General features: G+C 66.4%; 25 protein-coding genes and 1 pseudogene. 13 read left to right on the forward strand and 13 right to left on the reverse strand.

What is annotated here, in order from left to right:
• Window positions 1–233 (forward strand): C-terminal helicase domain-containing protein (locus Q0925_RS06570; protein ID WP_299333109.1); only part of this gene is annotated, 233 nt, incomplete at its 5' end.
• A gap of 37 nt (window positions 234–270) precedes the next feature.
• On the opposite strand, the gene Q0925_RS06575 is transcribed toward Q0925_RS06570, so the two are convergent.
• Entirely contained in the window at window positions 271–825 is a 555-nt protein-coding gene (locus tag Q0925_RS06575; protein WP_299333112.1) for an HTH domain-containing protein, read from the reverse strand.
• 138 nt (window positions 826–963) lie between these two features.
• Here Q0925_RS06575 and Q0925_RS06580 point away from each other — a divergent pair, with 138 nt between their 5' ends.
• On the forward strand, window positions 964–2,199 hold the full coding sequence (locus Q0925_RS06580; RefSeq protein WP_299333115.1) for a lactate racemase domain-containing protein: 1,236 nt from the start codon (window positions 964–966) through the stop codon (window positions 2,197–2,199).
• Here Q0925_RS06580 and Q0925_RS06585 read toward each other — a convergent pair.
• The gene (locus tag Q0925_RS06585; RefSeq protein WP_299333118.1) at window positions 2,182–4,950 is read right to left on the reverse strand and encodes an ATP-dependent helicase; all 2,769 of its coding nucleotides are present in this window, start codon (window positions 4,948–4,950) and stop codon (window positions 2,182–2,184) included. The genes Q0925_RS06580 and Q0925_RS06585 overlap by 18 nt on opposite strands.
• 86 nt (window positions 4,951–5,036) lie before the next feature.
• Between Q0925_RS06585 and Q0925_RS06590 the strand changes: the two genes are divergently transcribed.
• From Q0925_RS06590 to Q0925_RS06600, 3 genes are read left to right on the forward strand one after another with little or no spacing between them, the layout of a single operon-like run.
• The gene (locus Q0925_RS06590) at window positions 5,037–5,342 is read left to right on the forward strand and encodes a hypothetical protein (RefSeq protein WP_299333121.1); all 306 of its coding nucleotides are present in this window, start codon (window positions 5,037–5,039) and stop codon (window positions 5,340–5,342) included.
• Between the two features lie 56 nt (window positions 5,343–5,398).
• Window positions 5,399–6,403 carry a mevalonate kinase gene (mvk, locus tag Q0925_RS06595; RefSeq protein ID WP_299333124.1) on the forward strand — a complete coding sequence of 335 codons (1,005 nt, stop codon included), beginning with the start codon at window positions 5,399–5,401 and terminating at the stop codon, window positions 6,401–6,403.
• Window positions 6,400–7,140, forward strand: a complete 741-nt coding sequence (locus tag Q0925_RS06600) for an isopentenyl phosphate kinase (RefSeq protein WP_299333127.1) — start codon at window positions 6,400–6,402, stop codon at window positions 7,138–7,140. Before mvk ends, Q0925_RS06600 begins: the two co-directional genes overlap by 4 nt.
• Window positions 7,141–7,204: 64 nt before the next feature.
• Here Q0925_RS06600 and Q0925_RS06605 read toward each other — a convergent pair whose 3' ends face one another.
• The 4 genes from Q0925_RS06605 to thyX form a co-directional block, all read right to left on the reverse strand.
• Window positions 7,205–7,951, reverse strand: coding sequence for an MBL fold metallo-hydrolase (locus Q0925_RS06605; RefSeq protein WP_299333130.1), 747 nt, complete (start codon window positions 7,949–7,951; stop codon window positions 7,205–7,207).
• Window positions 7,952–8,033: 82 nt separating this feature from the next.
• The gene (locus tag Q0925_RS06610) at window positions 8,034–9,068 is read right to left on the reverse strand and encodes a DHH family phosphoesterase (RefSeq protein WP_299333132.1); all 1,035 of its coding nucleotides are present in this window, start codon (window positions 9,066–9,068) and stop codon (window positions 8,034–8,036) included.
• A gap of 40 nt (window positions 9,069–9,108) precedes the next feature.
• Window positions 9,109–9,318: a TRAM domain-containing protein gene (locus Q0925_RS06615; protein ID WP_299333134.1), complete on the reverse strand. Its 210-nt coding sequence runs from the start codon at window positions 9,316–9,318 to the stop codon at window positions 9,109–9,111.
• A gap of 46 nt (window positions 9,319–9,364) precedes the next feature.
• Complete coding sequence (thyX, locus tag Q0925_RS06620) at window positions 9,365–10,108, reverse strand: FAD-dependent thymidylate synthase (protein ID WP_299333136.1); 744 nt, start codon at window positions 10,106–10,108, stop codon at window positions 9,365–9,367.
• Window positions 10,109–10,482: 374 nt separating this feature from the next.
• On the opposite strand from thyX, the gene Q0925_RS06625 reads away from it, so the two are divergent.
• Window positions 10,483–11,061: an MBL fold metallo-hydrolase gene (locus Q0925_RS06625; RefSeq protein WP_299333138.1), complete on the forward strand. Its 579-nt coding sequence runs from the start codon at window positions 10,483–10,485 to the stop codon at window positions 11,059–11,061.
• On the opposite strand, the gene Q0925_RS06630 is transcribed toward Q0925_RS06625, so the two are convergent.
• From Q0925_RS06630 to Q0925_RS06640, 3 genes are all read right to left on the reverse strand, one after another.
• Window positions 11,062–11,331, reverse strand: coding sequence for a DUF5827 family protein (locus Q0925_RS06630; RefSeq protein WP_299333140.1), 270 nt, complete (start codon window positions 11,329–11,331; stop codon window positions 11,062–11,064). It abuts the gene before it with no gap.
• 101 nt (window positions 11,332–11,432) lie between these two features.
• On the reverse strand, window positions 11,433–12,032 hold the full coding sequence (gene sod, locus Q0925_RS06635; RefSeq protein ID WP_299333143.1) for a superoxide dismutase: 600 nt from the start codon (window positions 12,030–12,032) through the stop codon (window positions 11,433–11,435).
• 123 nt (window positions 12,033–12,155) lie between these two features.
• Window positions 12,156–12,761 (reverse strand): DJ-1/PfpI family protein, encoded by a 606-nt coding sequence (locus tag Q0925_RS06640; protein ID WP_299333145.1) that lies wholly within the window; start codon window positions 12,759–12,761, stop codon window positions 12,156–12,158.
• A gap of 81 nt (window positions 12,762–12,842) precedes the next feature.
• Between Q0925_RS06640 and Q0925_RS06645 the strand changes: the two genes are divergently transcribed.
• Together Q0925_RS06645 and Q0925_RS06650 are read left to right on the forward strand one after the other, a co-directional pair.
• The gene (locus Q0925_RS06645) at window positions 12,843–14,066 is read left to right on the forward strand and encodes an HD domain-containing protein (RefSeq protein WP_299333147.1); all 1,224 of its coding nucleotides are present in this window, start codon (window positions 12,843–12,845) and stop codon (window positions 14,064–14,066) included.
• Window positions 14,067–14,222: 156 nt separating this feature from the next.
• Window positions 14,223–14,669: a universal stress protein gene (locus Q0925_RS06650; protein ID WP_343218109.1), complete on the forward strand. Its 447-nt coding sequence runs from the start codon at window positions 14,223–14,225 to the stop codon at window positions 14,667–14,669.
• On the opposite strand, the gene Q0925_RS06655 is transcribed toward Q0925_RS06650, so the two are convergent.
• Both Q0925_RS06655 and Q0925_RS06660 read right to left on the reverse strand, forming a co-directional pair.
• A complete protein-coding gene (locus Q0925_RS06655) occupies window positions 14,666–15,613 on the reverse strand; it encodes a biotin--[acetyl-CoA-carboxylase] ligase (RefSeq protein WP_299333149.1) in 948 nt (315 codons plus the stop codon). The genes Q0925_RS06650 and Q0925_RS06655 overlap by 4 nt on opposite strands.
• Window positions 15,610–17,409 carry an acetyl-CoA carboxylase biotin carboxylase subunit gene (locus Q0925_RS06660; protein ID WP_299333151.1) on the reverse strand — a complete coding sequence of 600 codons (1,800 nt, stop codon included), beginning with the start codon at window positions 17,407–17,409 and terminating at the stop codon, window positions 15,610–15,612. Before Q0925_RS06660 ends, Q0925_RS06655 begins: the two co-directional genes overlap by 4 nt.
• 106 nt (window positions 17,410–17,515) lie before the next feature.
• On the opposite strand from Q0925_RS06660, the gene asd reads away from it, so the two are divergent.
• Complete coding sequence (gene asd, locus Q0925_RS06665; protein ID WP_299333226.1) at window positions 17,516–18,550, forward strand: aspartate-semialdehyde dehydrogenase; 1,035 nt, start codon at window positions 17,516–17,518, stop codon at window positions 18,548–18,550.
• A gap of 1 nt (window position 18,551) precedes the next feature.
• Here asd and Q0925_RS06670 read toward each other — a convergent pair whose 3' ends face one another.
• Both Q0925_RS06670 and Q0925_RS06675 read right to left on the reverse strand, forming a co-directional pair.
• On the reverse strand, window positions 18,552–18,932 hold the full coding sequence (locus Q0925_RS06670; protein WP_299333153.1) for a cyclophilin-like fold protein: 381 nt from the start codon (window positions 18,930–18,932) through the stop codon (window positions 18,552–18,554).
• A gap of 88 nt (window positions 18,933–19,020) precedes the next feature.
• Window positions 19,021–21,675 (reverse strand): annotated as a pseudogene (locus Q0925_RS06675) (FAD-binding and (Fe-S)-binding domain-containing protein); the annotation flags it as partial.
• Here Q0925_RS06675 and Q0925_RS06680 point away from each other — a divergent pair.
• From Q0925_RS06680 to Q0925_RS06695, 4 genes are read left to right on the forward strand one after another with little or no spacing between them, the layout of a single operon-like run.
• Window positions 21,616–22,626, forward strand: a complete 1,011-nt coding sequence (locus tag Q0925_RS06680; protein ID WP_299333228.1) for an ABC transporter substrate-binding protein — start codon at window positions 21,616–21,618, stop codon at window positions 22,624–22,626. The pseudogene Q0925_RS06675 and the gene Q0925_RS06680 overlap by 60 nt on opposite strands.
• 9 nt (window positions 22,627–22,635) lie before the next feature.
• A complete protein-coding gene (gene urtB / locus Q0925_RS06685) occupies window positions 22,636–23,520 on the forward strand; it encodes an urea ABC transporter, permease protein UrtB (protein WP_299333155.1) in 885 nt (294 codons plus the stop codon).
• Between the two features lies 1 nt (window position 23,521).
• Window positions 23,522–24,637: an ABC transporter permease subunit gene (locus tag Q0925_RS06690; protein ID WP_299333157.1), complete on the forward strand. Its 1,116-nt coding sequence runs from the start codon at window positions 23,522–23,524 to the stop codon at window positions 24,635–24,637.
• A complete protein-coding gene (locus Q0925_RS06695) occupies window positions 24,634–25,383 on the forward strand; it encodes an ABC transporter ATP-binding protein (RefSeq protein ID WP_299333159.1) in 750 nt (249 codons plus the stop codon). The genes Q0925_RS06690 and Q0925_RS06695 overlap by 4 nt, the downstream gene beginning before the upstream one ends.
• Window positions 25,384–25,392 lie beyond the last annotated feature (9 nt).

Consider the following 25,392-nt stretch of genomic DNA (forward strand, 5'->3'; position numbering starts at 1 on the left):
GCCGGGTCGATGTCGCCGTCGACACCGTCGACCGCTTCCAGGGGTCGAGCGCCGAGGTGGTGGTGGTCTCCTTTGTTGCAACGAACGAGCTGGATGGGCCGATCTTCGAGGACACGCGTCGTGTGAACGTCGCGCTTACCCGGGCGAAAAAGGCGCTCGTCCTCGTCGGCGACACCGAGGCACTGGAGTCGGAGCCGTTCTACGCCCGGATGCTGGACTGGGCACGGCGGTGACGCGGCGGCGTCTCGCTCCGACAGCTCCAGGGTCGCCTCACTGCTCCGTGGTCGGTCGTTCGTCGGGCTCTGTCCCGGACTGCTCGCCTCCCTTTTTGAGCGCAGTACGGACGGGGTGGTCCGGGGGCAGGTCTTCCAACACCCGGGCCGGCCGACCGTCTTGGTCGAGCAACGACTCCACGTCAGAGAGCGCGTCCGCGGCGGTGTAGGCCGTCGTGTCGGTGGTGTGTGGGGCGACGGTGACGAGGTCGCCGTCGACCCGGACGGCCAGACACACGACGGGAAGCACGAGAAACGCGTCCGGATCATCACCGGCCATCGTCGTTCGGGTCCGATGCTCGAACGCCGGTTCGAGCGAGACACCGTCGTTGTCGGCCCACGCTCGGAATCGCTCGTAGTCGTCGATCACCGCCGCGCTCCCCTCTGTGTCTCCCAGACGGATCCTATCGGGCCAGATATCGATGGAGTACCCGTCGACCAGTCCCGCGTCGGCGTACTCGTGGACCGCTTCGAGAAGGTCGTCGACCTGATCCAGAGCCGCCGAGGCCCGCACGTAGCAGTCGATTGCCACATGCGGTTTGTGCCGCGTCATACCAGCACCGACGGCGCGGTTCGTCATATGATTTTTTCACACTTACATACCACATGACAAAACGAGACAACGGCGAAACCGCCGGCGGCCGTCCCGGTGGCCGACAGGTTGAGGCGGGCGCGTGCCGGACATGGTGGTATGCGACTTCCCCTCGGGGCCGGAACGGTCGAGGGATCGCTTCCGGACTGCGAGGTGCGGACGGTCGAGCGACCCGGCGGGACGGCCGTCGACCCCGCGACGGCGGCCCGGACCGCTCTCGACGACCCACACGGACCGGCACTCTCCACACTCGTCGACCCTGGCGACGACGTGACCGTCGTCGTGACGGACGTGACCCGGGCGACGCCCGATGGCACGCTGGTCGATGCCGTGATGGAACGTCTGCCGGTCGACCGCGACAGCCTGTCGATTCTGGTCGGTCTCGGCCTCCACCGCCCGATGACCGACGCCGAACTCCGCGAGAACCTGGGCGCGTACGCCGACCTCGCGGTGAACCACGACCCCGAGGCGGCCATCGAGGTGGGAACCGTCCGGGGTGTCGGCGACGACACCGTACCGGTCCGGGTCCACCCCCTCGTCGCCGACGCGGACCGCGTGTTGTCGACCGGGATGGTCGAACCCCACCAGTACGCCGGCTTCTCCGGCGGGGCAAAGACCGTCGCCATCGGTGCCGGCGACGACTCGTTGATCGGCTACACCCACGGTCCGGACGTGTTGGCCGACCCGGGCGTCAGACTCGGTCGGATCGACGACAACCCCTTTCGCGAGACGGTCGACCGTGCGGGCGACGCCGTTGGTCTCGACTTCTGTTTGAACGTGACGAAGGGGCCGTCGGGCATTCTCGACGCGAGCGCCGGCCGACCCCGCGAGGTGGTCGCCGATCTCGCGGCAACGGCGCGGGCGGCGTTGTCCGTGTCGATGGACGAAACCGACACCTACGACGCCGTGATCGGCGGCGTCGGCGCGCCGAAGGACGCGAACCTCTACCAGACGACCCGTGCCGCGACCTACCTGCTTCTGGGCGATCATAACCCCGTCCGTTCGGGGGGGCGGGTCGTTCTCCCCGCGCGCCTACAGGAAGGGGCCGGCGACGGCACCGGCGAGCGCCGGTTCTACGACCGCCTGCGGTCGGCGATGACTCCCGAAACGCTGTACGAGTCGATGCGGTCGGGCTACGACCCCGGCGCACAGCGAGCGTTTGTCGTTGCTCGTGCCCTCCGCGACGCCGAGGTGTACGTCACGAACGCGGAACGTCCGGATGTCGTCGAGGCGTGTCTGATGCACGCCGCCGACCGCGTCGAGGACGCCGTCGACCCCGGGAGCCGCGTGTTGGTCGTCTCGGACGCGTTGAACACGTTACTCGTCGAGGGATGACGCTCCGGGATCACCGCTCCCGGCTTCATCCAAGTTTTCGCCTTCGATTTCGGCCAGTACCCGCTCGTGGAACGTCCGGAGGGCGGCGCTCTCGTCGTCCGCGATGACGGTGTCCGTCGCGGCGAGCGTCGCCAGTCCGAACGCCCGCGGGGTCGGGGTCTCGACGGTCGACCCGACTACCTCTATCGACCCCGACCGGATGCCGTCGAGCACCTCGACGATCCCTGCAGCGTGGAGTTTGTCCTCGAGGAGTTCGCGGTCTGTCTCCTCGATCACGGCGAAGTCGTCGAGATCATCGGCCAATGAAAGAAGCGTCTCGCTTTCGACCTGCTGGCGGGCCGCGGATTTCTCCGTTCCCTTGTACCGCTTCAGGATCATCAGGGCGCGTGTGGCGTCGATGCGGAAGTAACGCTTCCGGAGGTCGGTTCCTCGGAGCGCCGCCCGAAGATCGGCCCGGGCGTCGTCGGGGTCGAGGCCTCGGAGCAGTCCGAGCACGTCGATCCGGCGGTTGAGCGGCATCGAGAGGACGAACCCGTTGTCCGCGACGGCGACGGTGACACTCGCCGTCGCCTCGTTTGCGCATCTCGCGGCCACGAGCCGAGAAAGGCCGTCGTTGAACCGACGGCCGTAAACGGTGTGGACGTAGTAGCGCCGGCGGTACTCCCCGCGGTCGCGAACCTCCTCGACCGCGATCCGGTCCGGCGTCGACACGCTCTCGGCTCCGGCAAAGGCGACCTGCTGGTCGTAGAGGCGGGTCAGCGCCCGCACCGCCCGCTCGGAGAGCGGCGATCCGCGGAGCCAATCCCGGACTGCGGGTGGGCCACCGACATCGAGGCGGTTGAGCAGGTCGCGTTGGAAGGCGAGTACCTTGCGGGCGAGGTCGTAGGAGAGCGGCAGGCGCTCGGAGTACCACGAAGGCACGGTCGGGCGGGCGCTCGTCCGGTCGACGTACACCTTCGATCCCCGGCGATAGCGGAACTCGAAGCGGTCGCCGCCGATAACGAACACGTCGCCCGTCTCCAGTGTGTCGAGGTAGTCCTCATCGAGTTCCCCGACCCACGCGTCCTCGCCCCGGACGAACACGTCACAGGCAAACGAGTCGGGGATAGTGCCGACGTTGGTCAGATAGATCATCCGTGCGAGGCGGCCGCGCTTGCCGATCAGCCGCGTGCCGACGTCGAACTCGGGGTGGTGGTGGTCGCCCTCGGGCGGGTCGTTGCGGTCCCGCCAGATCTTCGGGTAGACGTTCCGTTCCTCCAACCCCTCGTAGTCGGCGGTGAGGTAGCGACACAGCGTCTCGAACCGCTCGTCGTCGAAGTCGCGGTAGGGGTAGGCCCGACGGAGAATCGCCCGCACCTCACGTTCGGGACGGATCCGGGCGATGGCCATGCCGTAGACGTGCTGTGCGGCCACGTCGTAGGCGTTCTCGGGCACGAACACGCGGTCGACGAACCCGGCCTCGGCCGCGCGGGCCATCACCGCCGTTTCCACGAGGTCGTCGCGGTCCAGCGCGATCACCCGGCCTTCGACGACCTGTCCCACCTGGTGGCCCGCCCGCCCGACCCGCTGGAGGAGCGCCGCCACCGATTTCGGCGAGCCGACCTGAACAACCAGATCGACGTGTGGCATGTCGACGCCGAGTTCGAGACTCGTCGAGGTTGTGACCACGTCGAGAGCGCCGCTTTTGAGTCCGTTCTCCACCGCCTGCCGACGGTCGGCCGAGAGGCTGCCGTGGTGGCACGCCGAGTCCGTGTCGTCGTAGCCGAACCGGTTTCTGAGTGCCTGTAACACCCGCTCGGCACCGGATCGCGTGTTCGTGAACACGAGCGTGTTGGTGTGGGTCGCAACGAGGTCGTCGAGACGGTCGTAGAAGCGATCCCGGATCGCCTCGCTGGGCGTCCCCACGAGGTCATCGACCGGACACTCCACCCGGAGGTCGAACTCGCGTGCGAAGCGAGCATCGACGATTTCGCAGTCGCGTGGCTCGCCGTTCTCGTAGCCGACGAGAAACTCCGCCATCGTCGACAACGGTTCCACCGTCGCCGAGCAGCCGATCCGGGTCGGGGAGCCGTCGGCGAGTTTCTCCAACCGTTCCAAGGAGACCGAGAGGTGGGTCCCGCGCTTGTTCGCCGCCAGCGCGTGAATCTCGTCGACGACGACGTACTCGACGGACCGGAGTTTCTCGCGGAATTTCGGCGAGTTGAGCAGGATGGCGAGCGTCTCCGGCGTCGTGTTGAGCACGTGGGGCGTCTCCTCAAGCATCCGCCGGCGGGTCGCGTCGTCGGTGTCGCCGTGACGGGTGGCGTGGCGCACCGCCGTCGACTCGCCGCGGTCGGCCAACCGGTCACGGATGCCATCGAGTGGGTCCGAGAGATTCCGTTCCACGTCGTTCGCGAGCGCTTTCAACGGCGACACGTAGAGACAGTACACCGCGTTGTCGAGTCCCTCCCCGCGCTCCCGCCCGAACAGTTCGTTGATGATGGCGGTGAAGGAGGCAAGCGTCTTCCCGCTGCCCGTCGGCGCACAGATGAGAGCGTTTCGCTTCTCGTGGACCAGCGGGATGGCCTCACGCTGTGGCGGGGTAAAGAAGCCGCCGTTCTCGGGGACGAACGATCCGAACCGGTCGACCCACCACTCCCGGACCGCCGGATCGAGAAGGGAGAGCACGTCGGCGTCGACCGCTGCCCCGGCGTCGACGCCGCTCGGTAGCTCCAGTCCCGCCAACGGGTCGGATCCCTGCGACCGGTCCATCGGTCCGTAGTTGGCGCGGAGAATAAAGTGGGTTGTGCCCGGACGGGTGTCACAACCGATAAGTCCACGGTCGGTGTACCCATTGTATGGCAGACACGAAATTCACGCTTCTGGAGTTTCACCTCCGTGACGGCGCGGTTCGGCTCGGTTCCCGGACCTCCGCCGACGGCGCGACCGGGGCGGCCACGGGGTCGGCACCCGGCGTGTCCGGTGGCGACGGCGACGCCGACGGCGACGACGCCGGGGGGCGACTCGCCCGTACGGCCGGGAAACTCCTCCTTCTGGTCGGCGGCCTCGTCGTTCTCGCCGTTGCAGTCTCGAAGCTTCTCGGGGGCGGCGAGGAAATCGACGAACTCGAGCAACTCGAAGAACTCCCCGACCCGGACGAGTAGCGTCCCCGGACTCCCATCCGGACCGCTTAACCGACGGCCGCCCGGTAGAGACGGATATGACGGTATCGAGTGCGCCGGGCAAGGTGTATCTCTTCGGTGAACACGCCGTTGTCTACGGCGAACCCGCCGTCCCCTGTGCCATCGAACGCCGGGCGACGGTCACCGTCGAGCGGCGCGACGACGACCACGTCCGTGTCCGAGCGTCGGATCTCAGTCTCAACGGCTTCACCGTCGAGTACGCCGGGTCGACCGACGACCGGCCGGATGTCGACGTGCCGGCACCGCTTGTCGAGGCGGCGATGGGCTACATCGACGCAGCGGTCGAACAGGCCCGTGACGCCGCGGACGCCCCCGGTGTCGGCTTCGACATCACCGTCGAGAGCGAGATTCCGCTGGGCGCGGGGCTCGGCTCGTCGGCGGCGGTGACCGTCGCCGGTATCGACGCCGCCACGCGGGCGCTTGGGGCTCCGCTCTCGGCCGAGGCGGTCGCGGACCGCGCCTACCGGGCGGAATCGATGGTACAGGACGGTCAGGCGTCGCGGGCCGACACCTTCTGTTCGGCCGTCGGCGGAGCCGTCCGAATCGAAGGCGACGACTGTCGAGCCATCGAGACGCCGAACCTCCCCTTTGTCGTTGGCTTCGACGGCGGGGCGGGAGATACCGGTGAACTCGTCGCAGGGGTTCGCGCGCTCAAATCGGAGTACGGTTTCGCGGACGACACCGTAACCGCCATCGGCGATATCGTCCGGACGGGGGAGCGATTGCTCGACCCCGAGGTCGACACCGACGCCGACACCCTCGTCGAACTCGGTCGGCTCATGGACTTCAACCACGGTCTGCTCGAGGCACTCGGCGTCTCGTCGCGGTCGCTCGACAGCATGGTGTGGGCGGCTCGCGAGGCCGGCGCGCACGGCGCGAAGCTCACCGGTGCGGGCGGTGGGGGGTGTATCGTTGCGCTCGATCCCACCCCCGAGACGCTGACCGCACTCCGGTTCACGCCGGGCTGTGACGAGGCGTTTCGCGCCGAACTGGCGACCGACGGCGTCCGGAGGCTGGAATGACGACCGTTCTCAAACTCGGTGGGAGCCTCATCACCGAGAAAGAACGGGCGGAGACACTCGACGGTGCGGCTCTCGACGCGGCGGCCAACGCCGTCGCGGCCGCCGTCGGCGACGGCACCGACCTCGCACTCGTCCACGGTGCGGGGAGTTTCGGCCATCATTACGCCGAGAAACACGGCGTGACCGTTGAGGAGGGGACCGCCGACGCCGGCGCGGCCCTCGAGATTCACGGCTCGATGACGACGCTCAACAGGTTCGTACTCTCGCGTCTCCACGACCGCGGCGTGGGCGCGCTCCCGGTCCACCCCCTTTCTGCCGGCGCGCGAGACGCCGGCGCGACCCTCGACCTGTCGCTCTCGTCCGCGCGGACGATGCTCGGTGAGGGCGTCGTCCCGGTCAGCCACGGGGACGTAATCGCCCACGAGGGCCAGGGGACGACGGTCGTCTCCGGGGACGAAATCGTGGTCGACTGGGCGACCGGCCTCAACGCCGACCGGGTGGGCCTTTGTTCGACCGTCGACGGCGTTTACGACGGGGCGGGCGACGTGATCGACCGCATCGACGACTTCGACTCCGTGGCGGACGCTCTCAACGGAAGCGACGCCACCGACGTGACCGGGGGGATGGCCGGCAAGGTGCGGACGCTTCTCGGCCTCGACGCCCCGGCCTTTGTCTTCGGATGCGACGATCTTTCTGCCTTTCTCGCCGGCGACCGGGTGGGAACGCGGATCGACTGAGCGTGCGCCGACGCCGTCGGCTTGCACTTCGCTCCGGGCACGCCGGCCGGCGGTGCCGAGGCACTCAACACTCCACGCGCAGGCCGTCGCGAGCGAAGCGCACGTCGCCGTCGAAGCGGCCCTCGATGGCGTCCAGCATCCGGTCGTGTCGCCCTTGGGTGTGGGGGTAGAGGTGAGTGAGATAGACACGGCCGTACTCGTGGCCGGCGAGGGCTTCCCCGAGGGTCGTCGGGGTCGGGTGGTTCGAGACGTCGACACCGTCGGGAAAGGAGCAGTCGTGGACGACCACGGCGGCCCCATCGGCAAAGGCGGCCATCCCCTCGAACGCCTCGGTGTCGCTGCTGATCGCGAGGTCACCCTCGCCGTCCTCCCCGGCGAAGCGGTAGGCGAGGCCGTCCATCGAGTGACGCGTCCCGCGGGCGGTCACGTCGAAGCCCGCGACCGAAAAGTCGTGGGCACCCACCTCGCGGACCCGGAGGTTGACCCGGCCATCGAGGTAGGCGTAGGCGTCCAACAGGGCGTCGACGTGGGCTTTCGTTCCGGCCGGACCGACCACCTCCAACCTCGTCTCGCCGGCAAGCCACCGCGCTTTCAACAACGGCAGAAGGTCGGACACGTGATCCAAATGATGGTGGGTGAGAAGAACGGTCGAGACACCCTCGTAGCCCGCGTCGGTGGCCGCGAGTCGGTTGAGGACGCCCGACCCGACGTCGACGAGCAGTCGACGGTCGTCGCGTTCGAGCAACAGCCCGGTCTGGACCCGGTCGGGGAGTGGCATCGCGCTGCCGGTGCCGAGAAAGGTAAGCCGCATGGCCGGGCGTTGGTGGGGGGCGGTAAAACGGGTTCCGCCTGGCGTCCCGGCTCCGTTGTCCGACGGCGCTGGGCTTTCTGAGTCACTCCTCCGCCCGGTCCAACCCGAGGGCGGCGTCGAGTCTGGCCGTGACGACCCGTTCGACGATGTCGATCAGAGCGTCGTCGTCGTCGCTGGCCGCGTAGCCGGCGAAGATGCCAAGCGGAATCTCGCCGCCGGCCATCTCGCGGTGGCCACCGGCGCTGCCAACGTCCGCGAAGGCGTCATCGAGTGCGTCTCCGACGTGGATTCGCGAGTCAGTCGACCGGGCGCTGACGTGGATGGCGTCGTCGACGAGACCGAACACGACCGCCGTCTCGACGCCCTCGAGCGTTGCGAGATAGTCCGCGGCCTGTGGAAGTGCGTCACGCTCGCTCGTGTAGCCGACGTGGGTGACGAGCGTCGACCCTCGGACCGAGCGGTTGCCGATGGCGTCGGCGACGGCGTTGACCGTCGCGCCGCTGACCGACGGGGTCGACAACCGATCCAACAGGTCGGCATCGATCCGGTCGTGGAGCGCGGTGACGGCCTCGTACTCGGCGGTCGTCGTTCCCCGCAGAAACCCCAGCGTCTCCCGTCGGATCGCGAAGGTGAGCGCCGTCGCGAGCGGCGTGTCCACCTCCACCTCGACCGTTGTTTCGAGTTCCGTGACGTACTCCGCGAGAATCGTCGCCGTCGCACCGATCTCCTCGCGGTGGTCGATGAAATCGGCCTCGATCCCCTCTGCGGGGTGGTGATCGATCACGATATCGACCGGCGTCCCCTCTGGCACCTCGTTGTTCGCCCCCGGGACCGAGTGATCGACAAAGGCAAGCAACGAGCCGGCTGGTCTGTCACGAACCGACTCGGAGTCGAACGGTTCGAGATCGATGCCGAGCAGATTGACGAACGCGCGGTTCTGCTGGTGTGAGATCTGGCCGCTGTAAAGGATCCGGGACTCGTCGGTGCCGGCGGCGGCGGCGATCCGACAGAGCGTGAACGCACTCGACAGGCAGTCGGGATCGGGATTGTTGTGGCAGACAACCGTGATGTCGTCACCGTCCGCAAGCAGATCGTACAGGGTGGTTGCGTCACTCATCGGCCGTTTTTTATACCCCACACTGAAGCCGCTGTCCCCGTCAGTCGAAGCCGAACTCGCTGTCGACCACCTCGCCACGGGCGAACGTCGGTCCCACCTCCGTGATCTCGACCCGCACCGTCTCGCCGAGGGTCGCCCCGTCGACGACGACGGTGAAGTCGTCGACGTAGCCGATGCCGTCGCCCTCGGCTCCCAACTCGGTTATGACGAGGACGTGTGTCTCGCCGGGCGTGACCGGTTTCTGTACCATGAGTGTCACTATTACACAAACACGGAAATAACTCGGGGCGGTCGCCTCAGGGCGCGAGGCGGTTCTTTCGTCCCTTCATCCGCTTCTCGTAGTGATCGAAGGTGATCGGACACCAGTCGGCGGCCAACTCTAAGATGGCCTCGGTCATCTCACGGATCTCCCACTGGCTGTCGGCGGCGGCACGCATGTCCGCGATATGCATCAACATCCGGGCGTTGACGGACATGACGATGTTGACTCCGGTGCCGATGGGGAGAACGAACCGGGCGTCCTCGGGCGGCATCCCCAGATCGAGCAGTCGCTGGTAGGACTCGACGGAATCGCGCACCGTCTCGCGGAAGATCCGTTCGCGCTTCGCGACCGTCTCCTCGTCGACGGGACCGCTCGACTGGTTGCGCCCGATCCACTCGGGGTCCGTCGCCGACGGCGGTGTCACCACCAGCGCCCCCTCTTCGACGTCCGCGGGGTCTACATCGTCGAAGGAGACATAGCGCATGCTCTGGATGTCGAAACTCGCGTGGCGGTGTCGGGTGATCTGTGCCATACACGACCGGCTGACCCCCTTGATTGCGAACGTCGCCTGCGGGTGTTCGAACGGGCCGAAGTGGCCGTGATCCAGCAGGCGGCCGATCAGCGTCTCCCGCTTTTCGCGTGTCGTCTCGCCCTCGATGCCCTCCATCGCCTCCTCGAAGGGGATGTCGCCGACGAACTCCGTGAGGTAGTCGTTTCGCGCCGCCGAGCAGATCACACGCTCCGGATCCGACGTCGCCTCGAGCAGTTGGACCTCCATGCGTTCGACGGGGGCGGCGGGCTACTTCAAGGGTCGGGAGGTTTCGGTGGTCGGGGTCGACACCACGTCGAGAACGGCCCCCGTCGTGGGCGGGATGGGTGGGGACCGTGCCCGACATCCCTCGACACGGTGGCGACCGTCGACCCACTCGGTCGGGGCTCCGGCGAGCACGACGATGGGTGCGTTCCGGACCGCCGACGGGTGAGGTGTCGCCGAGCGACCGGCACGCGAGACGTTTACACCCACGGGGGTGGCTCGAACGCCGGAGCGATAACGGCCACACGCCGATTGAGGCCGCCGGCATGCCCGCCGTCGGGGAGCGGACGGGCCACGGACGAACCGTTCAAGCCCCAAGGGGTGGTACAGATCGGTACATGACCGACGTGACGAACCTCGCGGCCGACGTGACCGACTTCACCAGCAACGTCTTTCTCGTGACCGGCGACCGGACGGTCCTCGTCGACGCCGGCGCGAACTTCGACGTCGTCTCCCGGGTCGCATCGCGGGTCGACGGCCTCGACGCCGTCGTGTTGACCCACACCCACCGGGACCACGTCGGCAACATCGACGCCGTCCGCGAGGCCTTCGGCGTCGAGACGTGGGGGTACGATCCGAGCCATCCCGCCGTCGACCACGAATTCGGCGAGACGGTTCGTCTCGGCGACGACGACTTCTCTGTCCTGCACACGCCGGGGCACAAGAACGACCACGTCTGCCTGTACGCGCCGACACAGGAGGTGTGTTTCGCGGGCGATCTGGTGTTTGCAAACGGCGCGTTCGGACGGACGGATCTCGAAGAGGGGGACCGCCGGACGCTGATCCGGAGCATCGACCGCCTGTTGAACGCGGTCGACCCGACCCTCGCCGCCCTCCACACCGGTCACGGGCCGAGCGTCACGACCGACGCCTACGCAACGGTCGAACGCGCAGGGCAGGCCGCCCGACAGTGGTGACTACTCCGTCCGTAGGCCGTAGTATCCGGGGTCGTCGTCGGTCGGTGGTTCGCCGACAACCAACTCGTCGGCGTTGACCATCACCCACGGAACCGCCCAGTCGACGATGACGGCCTCGGTCCCCTCATCGACGTCGGCGTCGGGGTCAAGCCCCTGTAACAGGCGGGCAATCTCTCCGATCGTGTACATCTCGTCTCCGTTGAGCAGCTCCTCGGGGTCGTAGAACTCACAGGGATAGATCCCTTCGAACTCGGATTTGGGTCTGGGCACACGGGAGCGAGCGGGCGCAGGCGCTAAACCGTTGCCGTCGGAGCGCCGCCGCTCGCGGGCGTTAGTAAAAAAACGTGCGTGTCGGCCAGGTCGTCGCGTTCCTACTCGAACAGCTCGACAGCCTGCTCGAAGCGGGCGCTTGGCTCCTCCCAGTCGACGACCTCGAAGAAGTTGTCGACGAAGTCGCCACGGGCCGGACCGTAGTCGTGGTAGTAGGAGTGCTCCCAAACGTCGAGCGCGAGAACGGGGTGAGAGCCCCAGAGTGCGCCCTCGTCGTGGTTGTCGACCACGACGTTTCGAAGTTGGTTCGAGAAGCTGTCGTAGACCAACAGCGCCCAGCCGCTGGCGTCGCCCGCGGCGGCCTCGAACTCGCCTCTCCAGGCCTCGTATGATCCGAAGTCCTCCTCGATCCGGTCGGCGAGCGCACCGCTCGGTTCGTCGCCACCTTCCGGCGACATACAGTTCCAGAACAGGTCGTGGAGCATATGCCCACACCCGTTGTGGGTTACGTCCCGAATCGCACCCGCAGAGGAGCCGAAGTCGTGGTCCTCACGGTTCGCCTCGAGCGTCTCCTCGGCGCTGTTCCAGCCGTTCACGTAGCCCTGATGATGGGTGTCGTGATGCCAGGTCAGCACCTGTCCGGAGATGTGTGGCTCCAGCGCGTCGTAGTCGTACGGAAGTGGGTTCAGTTCGTAGCTCATTGAAGTAACCTCCATCGTAATGATGAGTTGGCATGCTGTTAAGCTTTGAGGAACCGTACGATAACAACTCACACGGGCACTCGTCGGTCAGCGGGAGGATTCGGCGGCACCTCGGCTGACAGATCACGACACCGACACGTCGTCCCGGCGGTCGTACTCCAATCCTCGCGCCACTCTTTCGGCGGTTTCCCGGTCCACGAGGCGTTCGAGTAGGTGGAGTGCTAAATCGAGTCCCGACGTGATCCCGCCGGCGGTCACCACATCCCCGTCGTCGACGACCCGCGCCGCAACGACGTCGGCATCCGTCGCCCGCAGGTCGTTTAGCGCGCCGGAGTGGGTGATGGCGGGCCGCCCGGCCAGTAGTCCGGCCCGTGACAACAACATCCCGCCGGTACACACCGACGCGACGGTCGCGCCGGCGTCGTGGACGCCGGCGACCACGTCGGGGACAACCCCTCGCTCCGCCTCTGCCCACGCGCCCCGTTCTCGGCGGTCGTTCCAGCCGCCTCCGGGGACGAGCAAGAGGTCCGGCGGATCGTCGGCCGATAGGACGCCGTCGGTGTCGATTCGGAGGCCGTGGGCGGCGGTGACGCGCGCTTGCCTCTCGACGGTCACGAGCGACACCGCAAGGGATGCGCCATCGTCGACCGCCATCTCGAACGCCTCGAACGGGCCGATCGCATCCAGTTCGTCGAAGCCGTCGTAGACGAGGATCTCGACCGTCGCCATGATCGCCGGTCGGCACGGACCGACAAAACTGTGTGCCTCTCCGGGCGGAAATATATACTGTGTGACGGCCAACGGACCGCCATGGTGACGATCAAGGACAGCGTCCACGACCATATCGGGGTGACCGGGGTCGCAGAGGCATTACTCGACACGCCCGCGGTACAGCGGCTCCGTCGGGTCCGCCAACTCGGCACCGTCTCGCTTGTCTACCCGTCTGCCAACCACACCCGCTTCGAGCACAGCCTCGGGGTCTACCATCTGGCCAGCGAGGCACTCGACCACCTCGGGGTGGCCGGCCGGACGGCCGAACGGGTCCGCGCCGCTGCCCTGTTACACGACGTTGGCCACCCGCCGTTCAGCCACAACATCGAACGGCTGCTCTACCGGCACACTGGAAAGCTCCACGACGATGTCGGCGACCTTCTCGCGAGTGGGCGTGTCGGCGCCGTTCTCCGGGACCACGATCTGGACCCCGCGGCGGTCGCCGACATCGTCGCCGGCGAGGGGCGGTACGGCCAGCTCGTCTCGGGCGAACTCGACGTCGACCGGATGGACTACCTCGTCCGGGACGCTCACCACACCGGCGTCCCCTACGGCACCATCGACCACGGCCGACTGGTTCGGGAGCTCACCTTTGTCGACGGCGAACTCGTTCTCGGGGAGGGGAACGTCCAGACGGCCGAGAGCCTCCTGCTCGCGCGGGCGTTAATGAATCCGACGGTGTATCAACACCACGTCGCCCGCATCGGCAAAGCGATGCTTCGCCGTGCGACCGAACGGCTTCTCAACGAGACTGAACACGACGCCGAGGCGGTCCGGCGGTGGGACGACGCCGACCTGCTCGCGACGCTCCGACGCACCGACGCGGCCGCCGGGTTCGCCGACCGGCTCTCGACGCGCGACCTTTACAAACGGGCGGTGTGGGCCGAACTCCCGGACGTGCCCGAGTCGCTCCGGACCGCGGACCGGGAGCGCGTACGTAGGTTAGAACACGAGGTGGCCGAGGCGGCCGACCTCGACCCCGGGTCGGTCATCGTCGACGTACCCCCACCACCCGAAATGCGGGAGTCGTCGTCGCGGGTCGTCGTCAACGGCGAGGTCCGTCGGCTCGACCACCAGTCGCCCCTCGTGAGCGCGCTCCGCGTGGCCGGCCAGAACCAGTGGCGGTTCGGCGTCTACGCGCCCTCGAATGCCGTCGAACGGGTTGGGCGGACTGCCGTTCGGACCCTCGGCCTCGACATCGACGGTGCGCTCGTCTCCGACGTGCGCCGGGGACTCGACGCCACGCTCGACGAGTTCGGGTAGATCCACGCGCCCAACGGGCCACACGACCGACGCGTGTCGAGGGGACCGTCCCGGGCGGGAGTTCGAACGGGCCGAACGAGCGGCCCGGGACACCGGTGACCGTCGGGTTCCGCGAAGGTGTGAAGAATTATGTGACGACATGCGGTACCAACACCCATGGCATCGTACGACCGCATCCTTGTACCCACAGACGGTTCGGACGGCGTCGAGCGGGCCATCGATCACGCCCTCGAAGAGGCGGCGACCCACGACGCCACCATCCACGGACTGTACGTCCTCAGTACGGATTCCTACGCCGGGCTGGCGATGGAGTCGTCGTGGGAGCGCGTCGATCGGTTGCTCCGTGAGGACGCGAAGGCGGCGGTCGCACGGATCCACGAACTCGCCGACCAGAAAGACGCAAGTGTTGAGGTTGAAACCGTCATGATAGAGGGGAATCCGAGTCGGGAAATCGTCCGGTACTCCGAAAACGAGGGCTGTGATCTGATCGTGATGGGAACCCACGGTCGCGGTGGCATCGACCGCCTGTTGCTCGGGAGCGTCGCCGAGAGCGTCATCCGGGCGTCGTCGGTTCCGGTGACGACCGTCCCCGTCGACGGTTAGGCCGGTCGGAGGTGTTCGCAGTCGCCCGCGTGGACGACACGCTCCCCGCCGTCGGTACAAACGACGAGCGACCCCGGGAACCGGATGTCGACGGCCTCGCCCTCGACGACACCCGCGGGCGTCTCGACACGGACCGCCCGCCCGAGCGTCGCGGCGTACTCCCGCCACGCGGGCAGGACCGCTTCGGGGTCGGTACGGAGGGTATGGAACGTCTCGATCACCCGCTGACAGAAGCGCCGCCGGTCGACGGCCTCCGACCCCTCGCCGTGGCCCGCGGCGCGGACGCTCGTCGCCCCGTCCGGCAGGTCGGCGGCGGCGACGTCGACGTTCGCGCCGACCCCGACGATCAGCCACGAGACGCGGTCGGCCTCGCCCTCCATCTCGGTCAGGATCCCCGCCAGTTTCCGCTCGTCGCCGCCCAGCAACACGTCGTTTGGCCATTTGATCACCGCGTCGACGCCCACCTCCCGACAGGCGCGGGTGACGGCCACCGCAGCCGCCAGTGTGAATACGGGGGCATGCGCCGGGGGACGGTCCGGGCGACAGAGCAGGCTCGCATAGACGCCCCCAGGCGGGGAGTGCCACGACCGGTCGAGCCGCCCCCGACCGCCCGTCTGTGTGCCGGCGACAACGACGGTGTCCGTCTCACCCTCTGTCGCCAGTTCTCGCGCCCGGTCGTTCGTACTGGAAAGGCGGTCGTGGTACTCGACAGCGTAGGGGGCGTCGAGGCCGAACGCGATGGCCGCTGCACCGTAGTCGGGGAGCGACCGGACGGCGTACCCCTCCGACTCGCTCTCGACCTCGAAACCGGCGTCGCGCAACGCCTCGACGTGTTTCCAGACGGCCGCCCGCGAGACGCCGAGACGGTCGGCGAGTGTGGGCCCGGACACCGGCCCGTCGGCCGCCGAGAGGGCATTGAGCAGACGGCGGCGCGTGTCGGTCATTCCAAAACGAGCATCGGGTCGCCCATATCGACGCTCTCGCCTTCGCTCACGAGCACCTCGGAGACGGTGCCGCCGCTTTCTGCGACGATGTCGTTTTCCATCTTCATCGCCTCCAACACGAGAACGACGTCGCCAGCCGCCACCTCGTCGCCGGCCGTTACCTCCACCGAAAGGACCGTGCCCTGCATCTCGGCCTCGATCCGTTCGCCGTCGCCGGCGACGGCCTTCTCCCCGCCGTCGTCGGCGGTGGCGGCGTCGGGGCGCTCCATCCGGTCGCCACCCGATCCGCCGCCGGTCGGTATCTCGGGGGCGCCACGTTCCTCCAAGTTCACCTCGAATCGCTTGCCGTTGACCTCGACGGTGAACTCGCGTTCGGTCACGTCCCCGTCCTCGTGCCCGTTCTCGTTCCCGTCGGTCTCCTCGTCCGGCCCCCAACGTTCGACCGCCCGGTCGATGCGCCCGGGATCGAGGTCCTGATCGAGGTAGTTCGTGGTGTGGGTGCCCGCCGTGAACCGTTCGTCCGTGAGCATCAGCCGATGGAACGGGACAACGGTGTGGATGCCCTCGATGTCGAACTCCCTGAGAGCGCGTTCGGAGCGGGCGAGACACTCCTCGCGGTCGCCGGCGTGGACGATCAGTTTCGCGATCATGGAGTCGTAATCGCCGCCGATGTCGTCGCCTTGTCGCACCGCGTCGTCGACGCGGACGCCGATGCCGCCCGGCGGGTCGTACGTGTCGAGTCGACCCGTCGCGGGCGCAAAGTCGTCCGCCGCGTTCTCGGCGTTGATGCGGAACTCCACGGCGTGGCCGTCGATCTCCACCGCCTCCTGTTCGAACCCGATCTCCTCGCCCGCGGCAACGCGCACCTGCGATTTGACGATATCGATGCCCGTGATCCACTCGGTGACGGGGTGTTCGACCTGGATGCGGGTGTTGACCTCGAGAAAGTAGAACTCGCCGTCCTGGACGAGAAACTCGACGGTGCCGGCGTTGGTGTAGTCGGTGTCGGCGATCCCCTCGCGGGCGGCCGCCCCGATCCGCTCACGGAGGTCGTCGGACAGGGCCGGACTCGGCCCCTCCTCGATTATTTTCTGGTGGCGACGTTGGAGCGAACAGTCCCGCTCGCCGAGGTGGCGCACGTTGCCGTGGTGGTCGGCGATGATCTGCACCTCGATGTGTCGCGGGGCGTCCAGAAAGCGTTCGAGATACACCGAGTCGTTGTCGAAGTAGGCCTCGCCCTCCCGCTTTGCGGCTGCGAGTCGTTTCTCGATTTCGTCAGGGGCTTCGACGACCTTCATCCCCCGTCCGCCGCCGCCGCCCTCGGCTTTGATCGCGATGGGGTAGCCGTGTTCGTCCGCGAACGCCTCGACCGCGGATGGGTCATCGACCGGATCGGTCCCCGGAACCACCGGGACGCCGGCGTTGGCCATCACACTCCGAGCCTTTGTCTTCTCGCCGAGGCGCTCCATCGCCGCCGACGGCGGGCCGATCCACGTGAGGTCGCCCGCCTCGACGCGCTCGGCAAACGCCGCGTTCTCGGCCATAAAGCCGTATCCGGGGTGGATCGCGTCGGCATCGGCCTTGCGCGCGGCCTCGAGGACCGCCTCCTGATCGAGATAGGAGTCGGCCGCTCGCGCCGGCCCGACGTTGTACGCCTCGTCCGCGTACCGAACGTGACCGGCGTGCTTGTCGGCCTCGCTGTAAACGGCGACCGTTCGGATCCCCAACTCCTCGCAGGCACGCATGACCCGGACGGCGATTTCGCCCCGGTTGGCAACGAGGACCTTGTGGAACATGCACGCCTCTACGTGAAAATCCCCCGTTAGTGTGTCGGTCGGCACACCGGGTCACCGCGAATCCAAACGGCCTTATGCGAGTGCCCCGCACGAAACTCCAATGTCAGTGTCAGTACGAGTCGGCATTCTCGGTGCGACCGGTGCGGTCGGACAGCGCTTCATCCAACTTCTCGACGGACACCCGACCTTCGAACTCGCGGCGCTCACCGCGAGCGAGGAGAGCGCGGGCAAGCCGTACCGCGAGGCGGCGAAGTGGCGGGTTGACTCGCCCATCCCCGTCGACGTGGCGGAGATGACCGTCCGCTCGACCGAACCGGACGCCGTCCCCGACGATGTCGACCTCCTCTTTTCGTCGCTCCCCTCGAGTGTCGCCGTCGACGTCGAGGAGGATTTCGCCCGCGAGGGCTACGTCATCTCGTCGAACTCGTCGAACGACCGCCTCGCCGAGGATGTGCCCCTGACCGTCCCGGAGATCAACCCCGACCACCTCGACCTGATCGAGGTCCAACGCGACGAACGCGGCTGGGACGGCGCGCTGGTGAAGAACCCGAACTGTTCGACGATCACCATGATCCCGCCGCTGGCGGCGGTGGACGGGTTCGGTCTCGACCACGTCAACGTCACCACCCTCCAGGCCGTCTCCGGCGCCGGCTACTCCGGGGTCACCTCCATGGAGATCATCGACAACGCCCTCCCGAACATCGGCGGCGAGGAAGACAAGATGGAAACCGAGTCACGGAAACTCCTCGGCGACTTCGACGGCGCCGAACTCACATGGCACGATGTCGACGTCGCCGCCTCGTGCAACCGGATTCCGACCCTCGACGGCCATCTTGAGAACGTCTTCGTCGACCTCGCCGACGGCCCCGAGGCCGGCGAGGTGGCCGACGCGATGCGTGAGTTTCCCGGCATCGATCTGCCGAGCGCCCCCAACCAACTCATCCACGTTTTCGACGACCCCGAACGCCCCCAACCCCGGCTAGACCGGACGCGCGGACAAGGGATGCAGATCTGTGTCGGTGGGGTCCAGTCGACAACAAACGGGGTCCAGTTCGACTGTCTCGCCCACAACACCATCCGCGGTGCGGCCGGTGCGAGTCTGCTGAACGGCGAACTGCTCGTCGAGAACGGCTACCTGTAGCTCACTCCGAGAGCTCCACCGTCGCGCCGGCGCCATCCGGAAGCGCCGCCAACGGCGACAGATCGGGGATCCTCCCCACGACGTTCACCGGCGACGCCGCCTTCGGCTCCGGCCCCGTGCTTGCCGGCGTTGGCCCCCAGAACACACACAGCGCCAAGCTCCGCGGCCAGTAGGCGACCGTCCCCGGGTCGACAGTCGTCCGTGGGTCCTCAGCGTCCACGTCGACGGGGATTCGAAAGTAGAGTTCGTCACCCCAACGCGTCGCTTCCCGCGAAAACGGCAGGGCATCGGCGAGCGCTCGACGTGTCCGCGGGCTTTCGTCGGTCCACGTTGCGGTCACCTCGGTGCCATCGATCGCAATCGTAAACTCCGAACCTGACATCAACCACAGGTCGGCGGCGACCGAAATATAGGTGGTGAAACCGGGAGTAAACCCGGAGCTGGAGCAGGGGTGACCGCTCTCTCCCCGACTAGTCGAGCGCGTCCGCGAGTTTCTCGACCGGGTGGGGCGGGTGGTCGTCGTATTCGTCGCCGAGTTGCGAGCGACAGGACGCGCCGGGGGCGGTCACCTCGTCACCCGGGCTCTCATCGACCTCCTCGAACAGGAGACTGCCGATAGCCTGCGAGATGTCGTAATGTTCCTCGTGGTAGCCGAAGGAGCCGGCCATTCCACAGCAGGTCGTGTCAAGCGGGTCGACCTCGTAGCCCGCTTTTTGAAGCACGCCGAGGGCGTGGTGGTCCTTGTTCGTCGCCTTCTGGTTGCAGTGGCCGTGGTAGGAGAGCGACCGCGTGGGCTGGCCGAACTCGACGGCGTCGGTCATGTCCGTCACGTCGGCATACTCCATGATCCCGTAGGCCGCGTCGGCGACCGTCTCGACGGCCGACCCGGAGAGCAGGTCGCGGTACTCGTCCTGGAACATAACGGCGTCGGACGGTTCGATGAACACGACCGACCAGCCGTCGTCGACCGCGTCACGAAGCACGGAGACGTTCGTCTCGGCGCGGTCCCGGCAGAGATCGAGCATGCCCGACGAGAAGGCTGCGCGTCCCGAGGGAGCCACGCCGTCCGGGATGCGGACGAACACGTCGGCCGCCTCGAGAACACGAACCGCCGCCTTCCCCGCGTCGGGGTAGATGTAGTTGGTGTAGGTGTCGGGGAACAACAACACCTGGTCGCGTGCCTCGCTCGGTGGCACCTGACACCGGCCGCGGGCCTCGAACCAGTCTTCGAGGCTCTCGCTCGCGAAGGTGGGGAGTTCGCGCTCGCTGGAGATACCGATCGCTTCCTCCATCACCGTCCGCGCGCCCGGAATCTTGGGGGCGATGTTCGAGACCGGGGCGAACATCGAGCCGAGTTTCGACAGCGTGTCGATGTTGGCGAAGACACGTTCGCGGAGGCTCACACCCTCCTCCTGATGATACTGGTGTTTGACCTCGGTTTTGAGCTTCGCCATGTCGACGCCGGTCGGGCAGTCGCTCTTACAGCCCTTACAGCCGATACACAGGTCCATCACCTCCTCCTGGAAGCGGTCGGAGTAGATTTCGTCCTCGTCGAGTTCGCCGCTGATCGCCGCCCGAAGCATGTTCGCCCGGCCACGCGTCGTTTGAATCTCCTCCTGGCTCGCGCGGTAGGTCGGGCACATCACTTCTGAGTCGGTCTGGCGGCAGGTGCCACAGCCGTTACACAGTTCGACGAGGTGGGCAAAGCCGCCCTCGTCGTCGAAGTCGAGTGCGGTCTGGGGTTCGACCGATTGGTAGTCGGCACCGTAGCGGAGGTTCTCGCGCATGTCCGCACCGACACCCCGTTCGGAGTCGGGTCCGATATCGTCGGGGCCGTCACGGTAGACGACGTTGCCCGGGTGCATCTGCCACTCGGGGTCGAAGGTCGTTTTCAGCTCCTTGAACGCGTTCCAGAGATCCTCCCCGTACATCTTGGGGTTGAACTCCGTGCGCGCCATCCCGTCGCCGTGTTCGCCCGAGAACGCCCCGTGGTGGTCGAGAACGAGGTCGGTCACGTCCTCGGTGATCGAGTGCATCGTCTGGATGCCCCCGTCCTCCTTGAGGTTGAGGATCGGGCGGATGTGGAGCGTCCCGCTCCCGGCGTGAGCGAAGTAGGCCGCGGAGGTGCCGTGGTTCTCGAGAACCTCCTCGAACTCGAAGACGTACTCTGAGAGTTCTTCGGGGGGAACCGTTGCGTCCTCGATGAACGGGTACGGCTTGGGGTCGCCCTCCATTCCCATCAGGAGCGGAATCGCCGCCTTCCGGAGCTTCCAGATGTCGGCTTGGTCCTCCTCGGTGTAGGCCTCGATGGCGTGAAAGGCGTCGCCGTTGTCGACGAAGTAGTCGTTCGTCTCGGCGATGGCCTCCTCAAACTCGTCGACGAGTTCGGAGTCGTACTCCAGCATGAGCGCGGCCTTCGTGCCGTCGGGGATCATCTCGACGTACTGGGCGTACTCCGTCGAATCGGCCGCGAGCGCGAACACCTCGTCGTCCATCAACTCCACGGCGCTGACGTCGAAGTCGAGTGCCTCGGGAACCGCTTGCATCGTCTCGACGAGGTCGTCGAAACAGTAGAGCACGAGCGTCGTCTCCTCGGGGAGGGTGACCAGCGAGATTTCGGCCTCGACGATAACGCCGAGGGTTCCCTCCGCACCGACGAACAGTTTCGAGAGGTTGATGACCTCCTCACCCTCGTCGTTCTCGTAGATGACCTTCTGGAGGTTGTACCCGGAGACGGATCGCTTGAGATCGGGATACTTGTCGTCGATCTCCCCCTCGTGTTCCTCGACCAGTCGGCGGACGGTCTCGTAGATCCGCGCTTCGAGACCGTCCCCTGCGATTTTCTTTTCCCACCGGTCGCTGTCGAGTACGATGGGCTCGGTGTGGATCAACGACCCGTCGGCGAGCACCACGTCGAGTTCCTCGGTGTAGGCGTCCGTGATGCCGTAGCGGACCGAGTGAGCGCCCGTCGAGTTGTTGCCGATGCCGCCGACGATGGTCGACCGGTTCGACGACGCGGGGTCGGGGGCGAACTTGAGGCCGTGTCGTTCGAGGTGGTTGTCGAGGTGGTCCTGGACGACGCCGGGTTGGACGACCGCCCGTTGATCGTCGGGGTCGACGTCGACGTCCTGTTCGGCGGCTTTGCAAGCAGTTCCCGCGAGGCCATCCGGCCCATCGTCGACGAGAACCAGCAGCTATACTTCTATACGAACCAGTACGAGGGCGGCGTCTGTGACACGTACACATGGTGTACCGGTGCTGTGCCGGAACAACAGATTTCGACCACGCTCGAATTTCTGACCAACGAGTTCGGGAACGACATCTACACCATCGCGGCCGACTACAACTTCGGTCAGATCACCGCCGCTTGGTACCGGAAGATCGCCGACGAGGTCGGGGCGAACATCATGGAAGAGGAGTTCATCCCGTTGGATGTCTCCCAGTTCGGCTCGACGATCAACCGGATTCAGGAAGCCGACCCCGACCTGCTTGTGACACTGCTGGTGGGTTCGAACCACGCGTCGTTCTACGATCAGAAGAACGCCGCCGGCCTCGACGTGCCCATGTCGACGACCGTTAACATGGCACAGGGGTACGAACACCTGCGGTTCGACCCGCCGGCGCTCACGGACATGTACGTTGGCGTCAACTATATGCAGGAGATTCCGACCGATCAAAACCAGACGTTCGTCGACGGTTACTACGAGCGGTGGCCCGACGCGGACTACGTCGGTCAGATGGCCCAGAACTCGTACTTCACGACGTACCTGTACAAGCAGGCCGTTGAGCGGGTGGGCACCACCGACCAGGACGAAATACTGGCGACGCTCGACGAGGAGCCGATCACGGTCGAAGCGCCCGAAGGCACGGTGACGACCGACCCCGAGACCCACCACGTCACCCACCAGATTCGACTGGCCCGGGCCGACGAGAACCACGAAATCTCCTTCCAGAACCAGCAGGCCGTCGAGCCGTACTGGCTCCGCGAGACGCCGTACCCCGGCTGTGACCTCACCGAGACCACCGGCGCGAGCGAGGACGAGGAGATGACCCAGTACGAACCCGAGGGAGTCTAACCGGGAGCGATGACGGCGTTACTCCCGCAGGTACTCAACCTCCTCCTCCAGTTTCTCGACAGTTTCGGCTTTCTGATTCTATCGGCTGTCGGACTGGCCATTATTTTCGGGATGATGGGTGTCATCAACCTGGCTCACGGGGAGTTTATCACCGTCGGAGCGTACGGCACGGCGCTCAGTTACCACGCCGGCCTACCGCTGGTGGCGGCGATGGTCGTCGGCGTCGCCACCACCACGGTGTTCGGCCTCATTCTGGAGTTCACCGTCGTCCGACGGCTGTACGGTCGCCTGCTCGATTCGATGGTCGCAACCTGGGGTATTAGCCTCATTATGATCCAAGGGTTACGGGTCGTCTTCGGGTCGTCGCTCGACAGCATCGGGACCCCGCTGGGAAACATCCAGTACGGCACGTTCTCGTACTCCACCTATCGACTGTTGCTCGCGGGGGCTAGCCTCGCGCTGCTTGGGGCGCTCTACTGGATGTTTACGGCCACCGAGTTCGGGACGCGCGCCCGCGCAACGATTCAGGACGAGGAGATGAGCCGCGCACTCGGCGTCGACACCAATCGGATGTACCTGCTGACGTTCGGTATTGGCTCGGCGCTGGCCGGACTGACAGGCGCGTTGTACGCGCCAACGATGACCATCGTCCCCGGCATGGGGTCGACGTTTCTTGTCGAGGCGTTTGTCACCGTTGTCGTCGGGGGAGCGTCGGTGCTGGTCGGAACGACCGGCGCCGGCGTGTTGCTCGGCGCGATCAACGCCCTCTTTTCGAACCTTTTCGGAACGTTCGCGGGGCGGATGGCGCTGCTCGTGACGACAATCCTCATTATCCGGATTCTTCCCCAAGGGATTACCGGACTCCTGAACCAGATTCGAGAAGAGGAGGCCTGAGATGGCGAGCGAAACCACCACAGGCGTCGAGCGGTCGACGGCCGACGCGCCGGACGGCCCGCTCACACGCGTCCGAGACGCGCTCGAAGGACCGAACACGCTCGGAAACAGCCGCGCCTTCTGGGCCGCCTTTGTCGCCCTCGTCGGCTTCCTGTTCGTGTACCCGATGCTCCGGTCGACGTACTACGTCAACAACACTGCCTTTCTGCTCGCGTCCGCGTTCCTCGGGCTGAGCCTGTGTCTCGTCTGGGGGTACGCCGGCATCTTCAGTTTCGGTCAGGTCGCCTTTTACGGTGTCGCGGGGTACACCTTCGGTGTTGTCAGCATCAACATCACCGGCCCGCTCGGCACCGTCGCGGGCCTGACCGTTGGCGTTCTCGTCGCCGCCGGATTCGCCTTTGTCATCGGCTACTTCATGTTCTACGGGGGTGTGAGCGACGTATACGTCGCCATCATCACGCTGGCCGTTACCCTCGTGTTGAACACGTTCATGGGCCAGACCGCCGGAGAGCAGTGGGCCGTCGGAACGGCCCGACTCGGCGGATTCAACGGTATGACCGAGATTCCCAGCCTCGCGCTCGGCATCGGGGACACCGCCATCAGGGTCGCCGACGTGCCGTTCTACTACTTTGTCGTCGGGACGTTGCTGGTGACGTATCTCGGTCTCCGCGTTCTGGTCAACAGCGACCTCGGATACGTGATGGTCGGGATCCGCGAAAACGAGGAGCGAACGGAACTGTTCGGCTACGACACCCGACGGGTCAAGTTGGGTACGTTCACGCTTGGGGGGGCTCTGGCCGGCTTCGGCGGCATCGTCTACGCCTCCTGGGGAAACTACATCGATCCCAGCGTGTTCGGGCTGACCTTCGCCGCGCTTCCCATCATTTGGGTCGCGACCGGCGGCCGCAAGTGGCTCAGCGGTGCCATCATCGGGACGTTCGTCGTCACCTTCATCTCACAGAAACTGTCGGTGTTCGGCGGGCAGTTTTCACAGATCATCCTCGGGGCGTTGTTGCTGATCGTCATCCTCGGCCTCCCCGAGGGGTTTGTCCCACAGATTCACGCACGGCTCCCGTGGCTGTTGAATCGGCTTCCGGGTGGAGGTGACTCGTCGTGACTGCGAGCGAGACAACGACGGACGTTGCGGGGGCGGCCCTGCTCCGAACCGAGGGGCTGACAAAACAGTTCGGCGGCCTCATGGCCGTCGACGACGTTGACCTGCGGATCGAGAGCGGCGATATCCGGTGTCTGATCGGACCGAACGGCGCGGGTAAGAGCACCCTGTTGAAGCTCATAGTCGGCCAACTCGAGCCGTCGGCAGGGCAGGTGTTCTACCGCGGCGAGGATATCACCGACCTCTCACAACACGACCGCGCCCGCGAGGGACTGAGTATGAAATTTCAGGTGCCCGCGGTGTACGGCGACCTGAGCGTCCGGCAGAACGTCCATATTCCGCTCCAACGCGAGGTCAGTCGCCGCGACATCGACGCGGAGATCGACGAGACGTTGGAGTCGTTCGATCTCTTAGACGAGGCCGGCACTCGGGCAGACGATCTGGCTCACGGTCAACAGCAGTGGCTCGAAATCGCGATGGCGGCGGCACTCGATCCCGACCTCCTCCTACTCGATGAACCTGCGGCGGGTATGTCGGTTCAGGAAACCGAGCGCACGGCGGAGTACGTTCACCGGCTGAACGACCGGGGCGTGACGCTTCTGGTCATCGAACACGACATCGACTTCGTGCGTTCGATCGCTCAGTCGGTGACGGTCCTGCATCAAGGCGAGGTGTTCGCCGAGGGAACCATCGACGAGATCGAGGACGATCCGGAGGTTCGTCGGATCTACCTCGGGGAGGGCCACTGATGACCGACA

Origin of the sequence: Haloplanus sp., from assembly GCF_028275055.1 — an archaeon.
Classification (GTDB): domain Archaea; phylum Halobacteriota; class Halobacteria; order Halobacteriales; family Haloferacaceae; genus Haloplanus.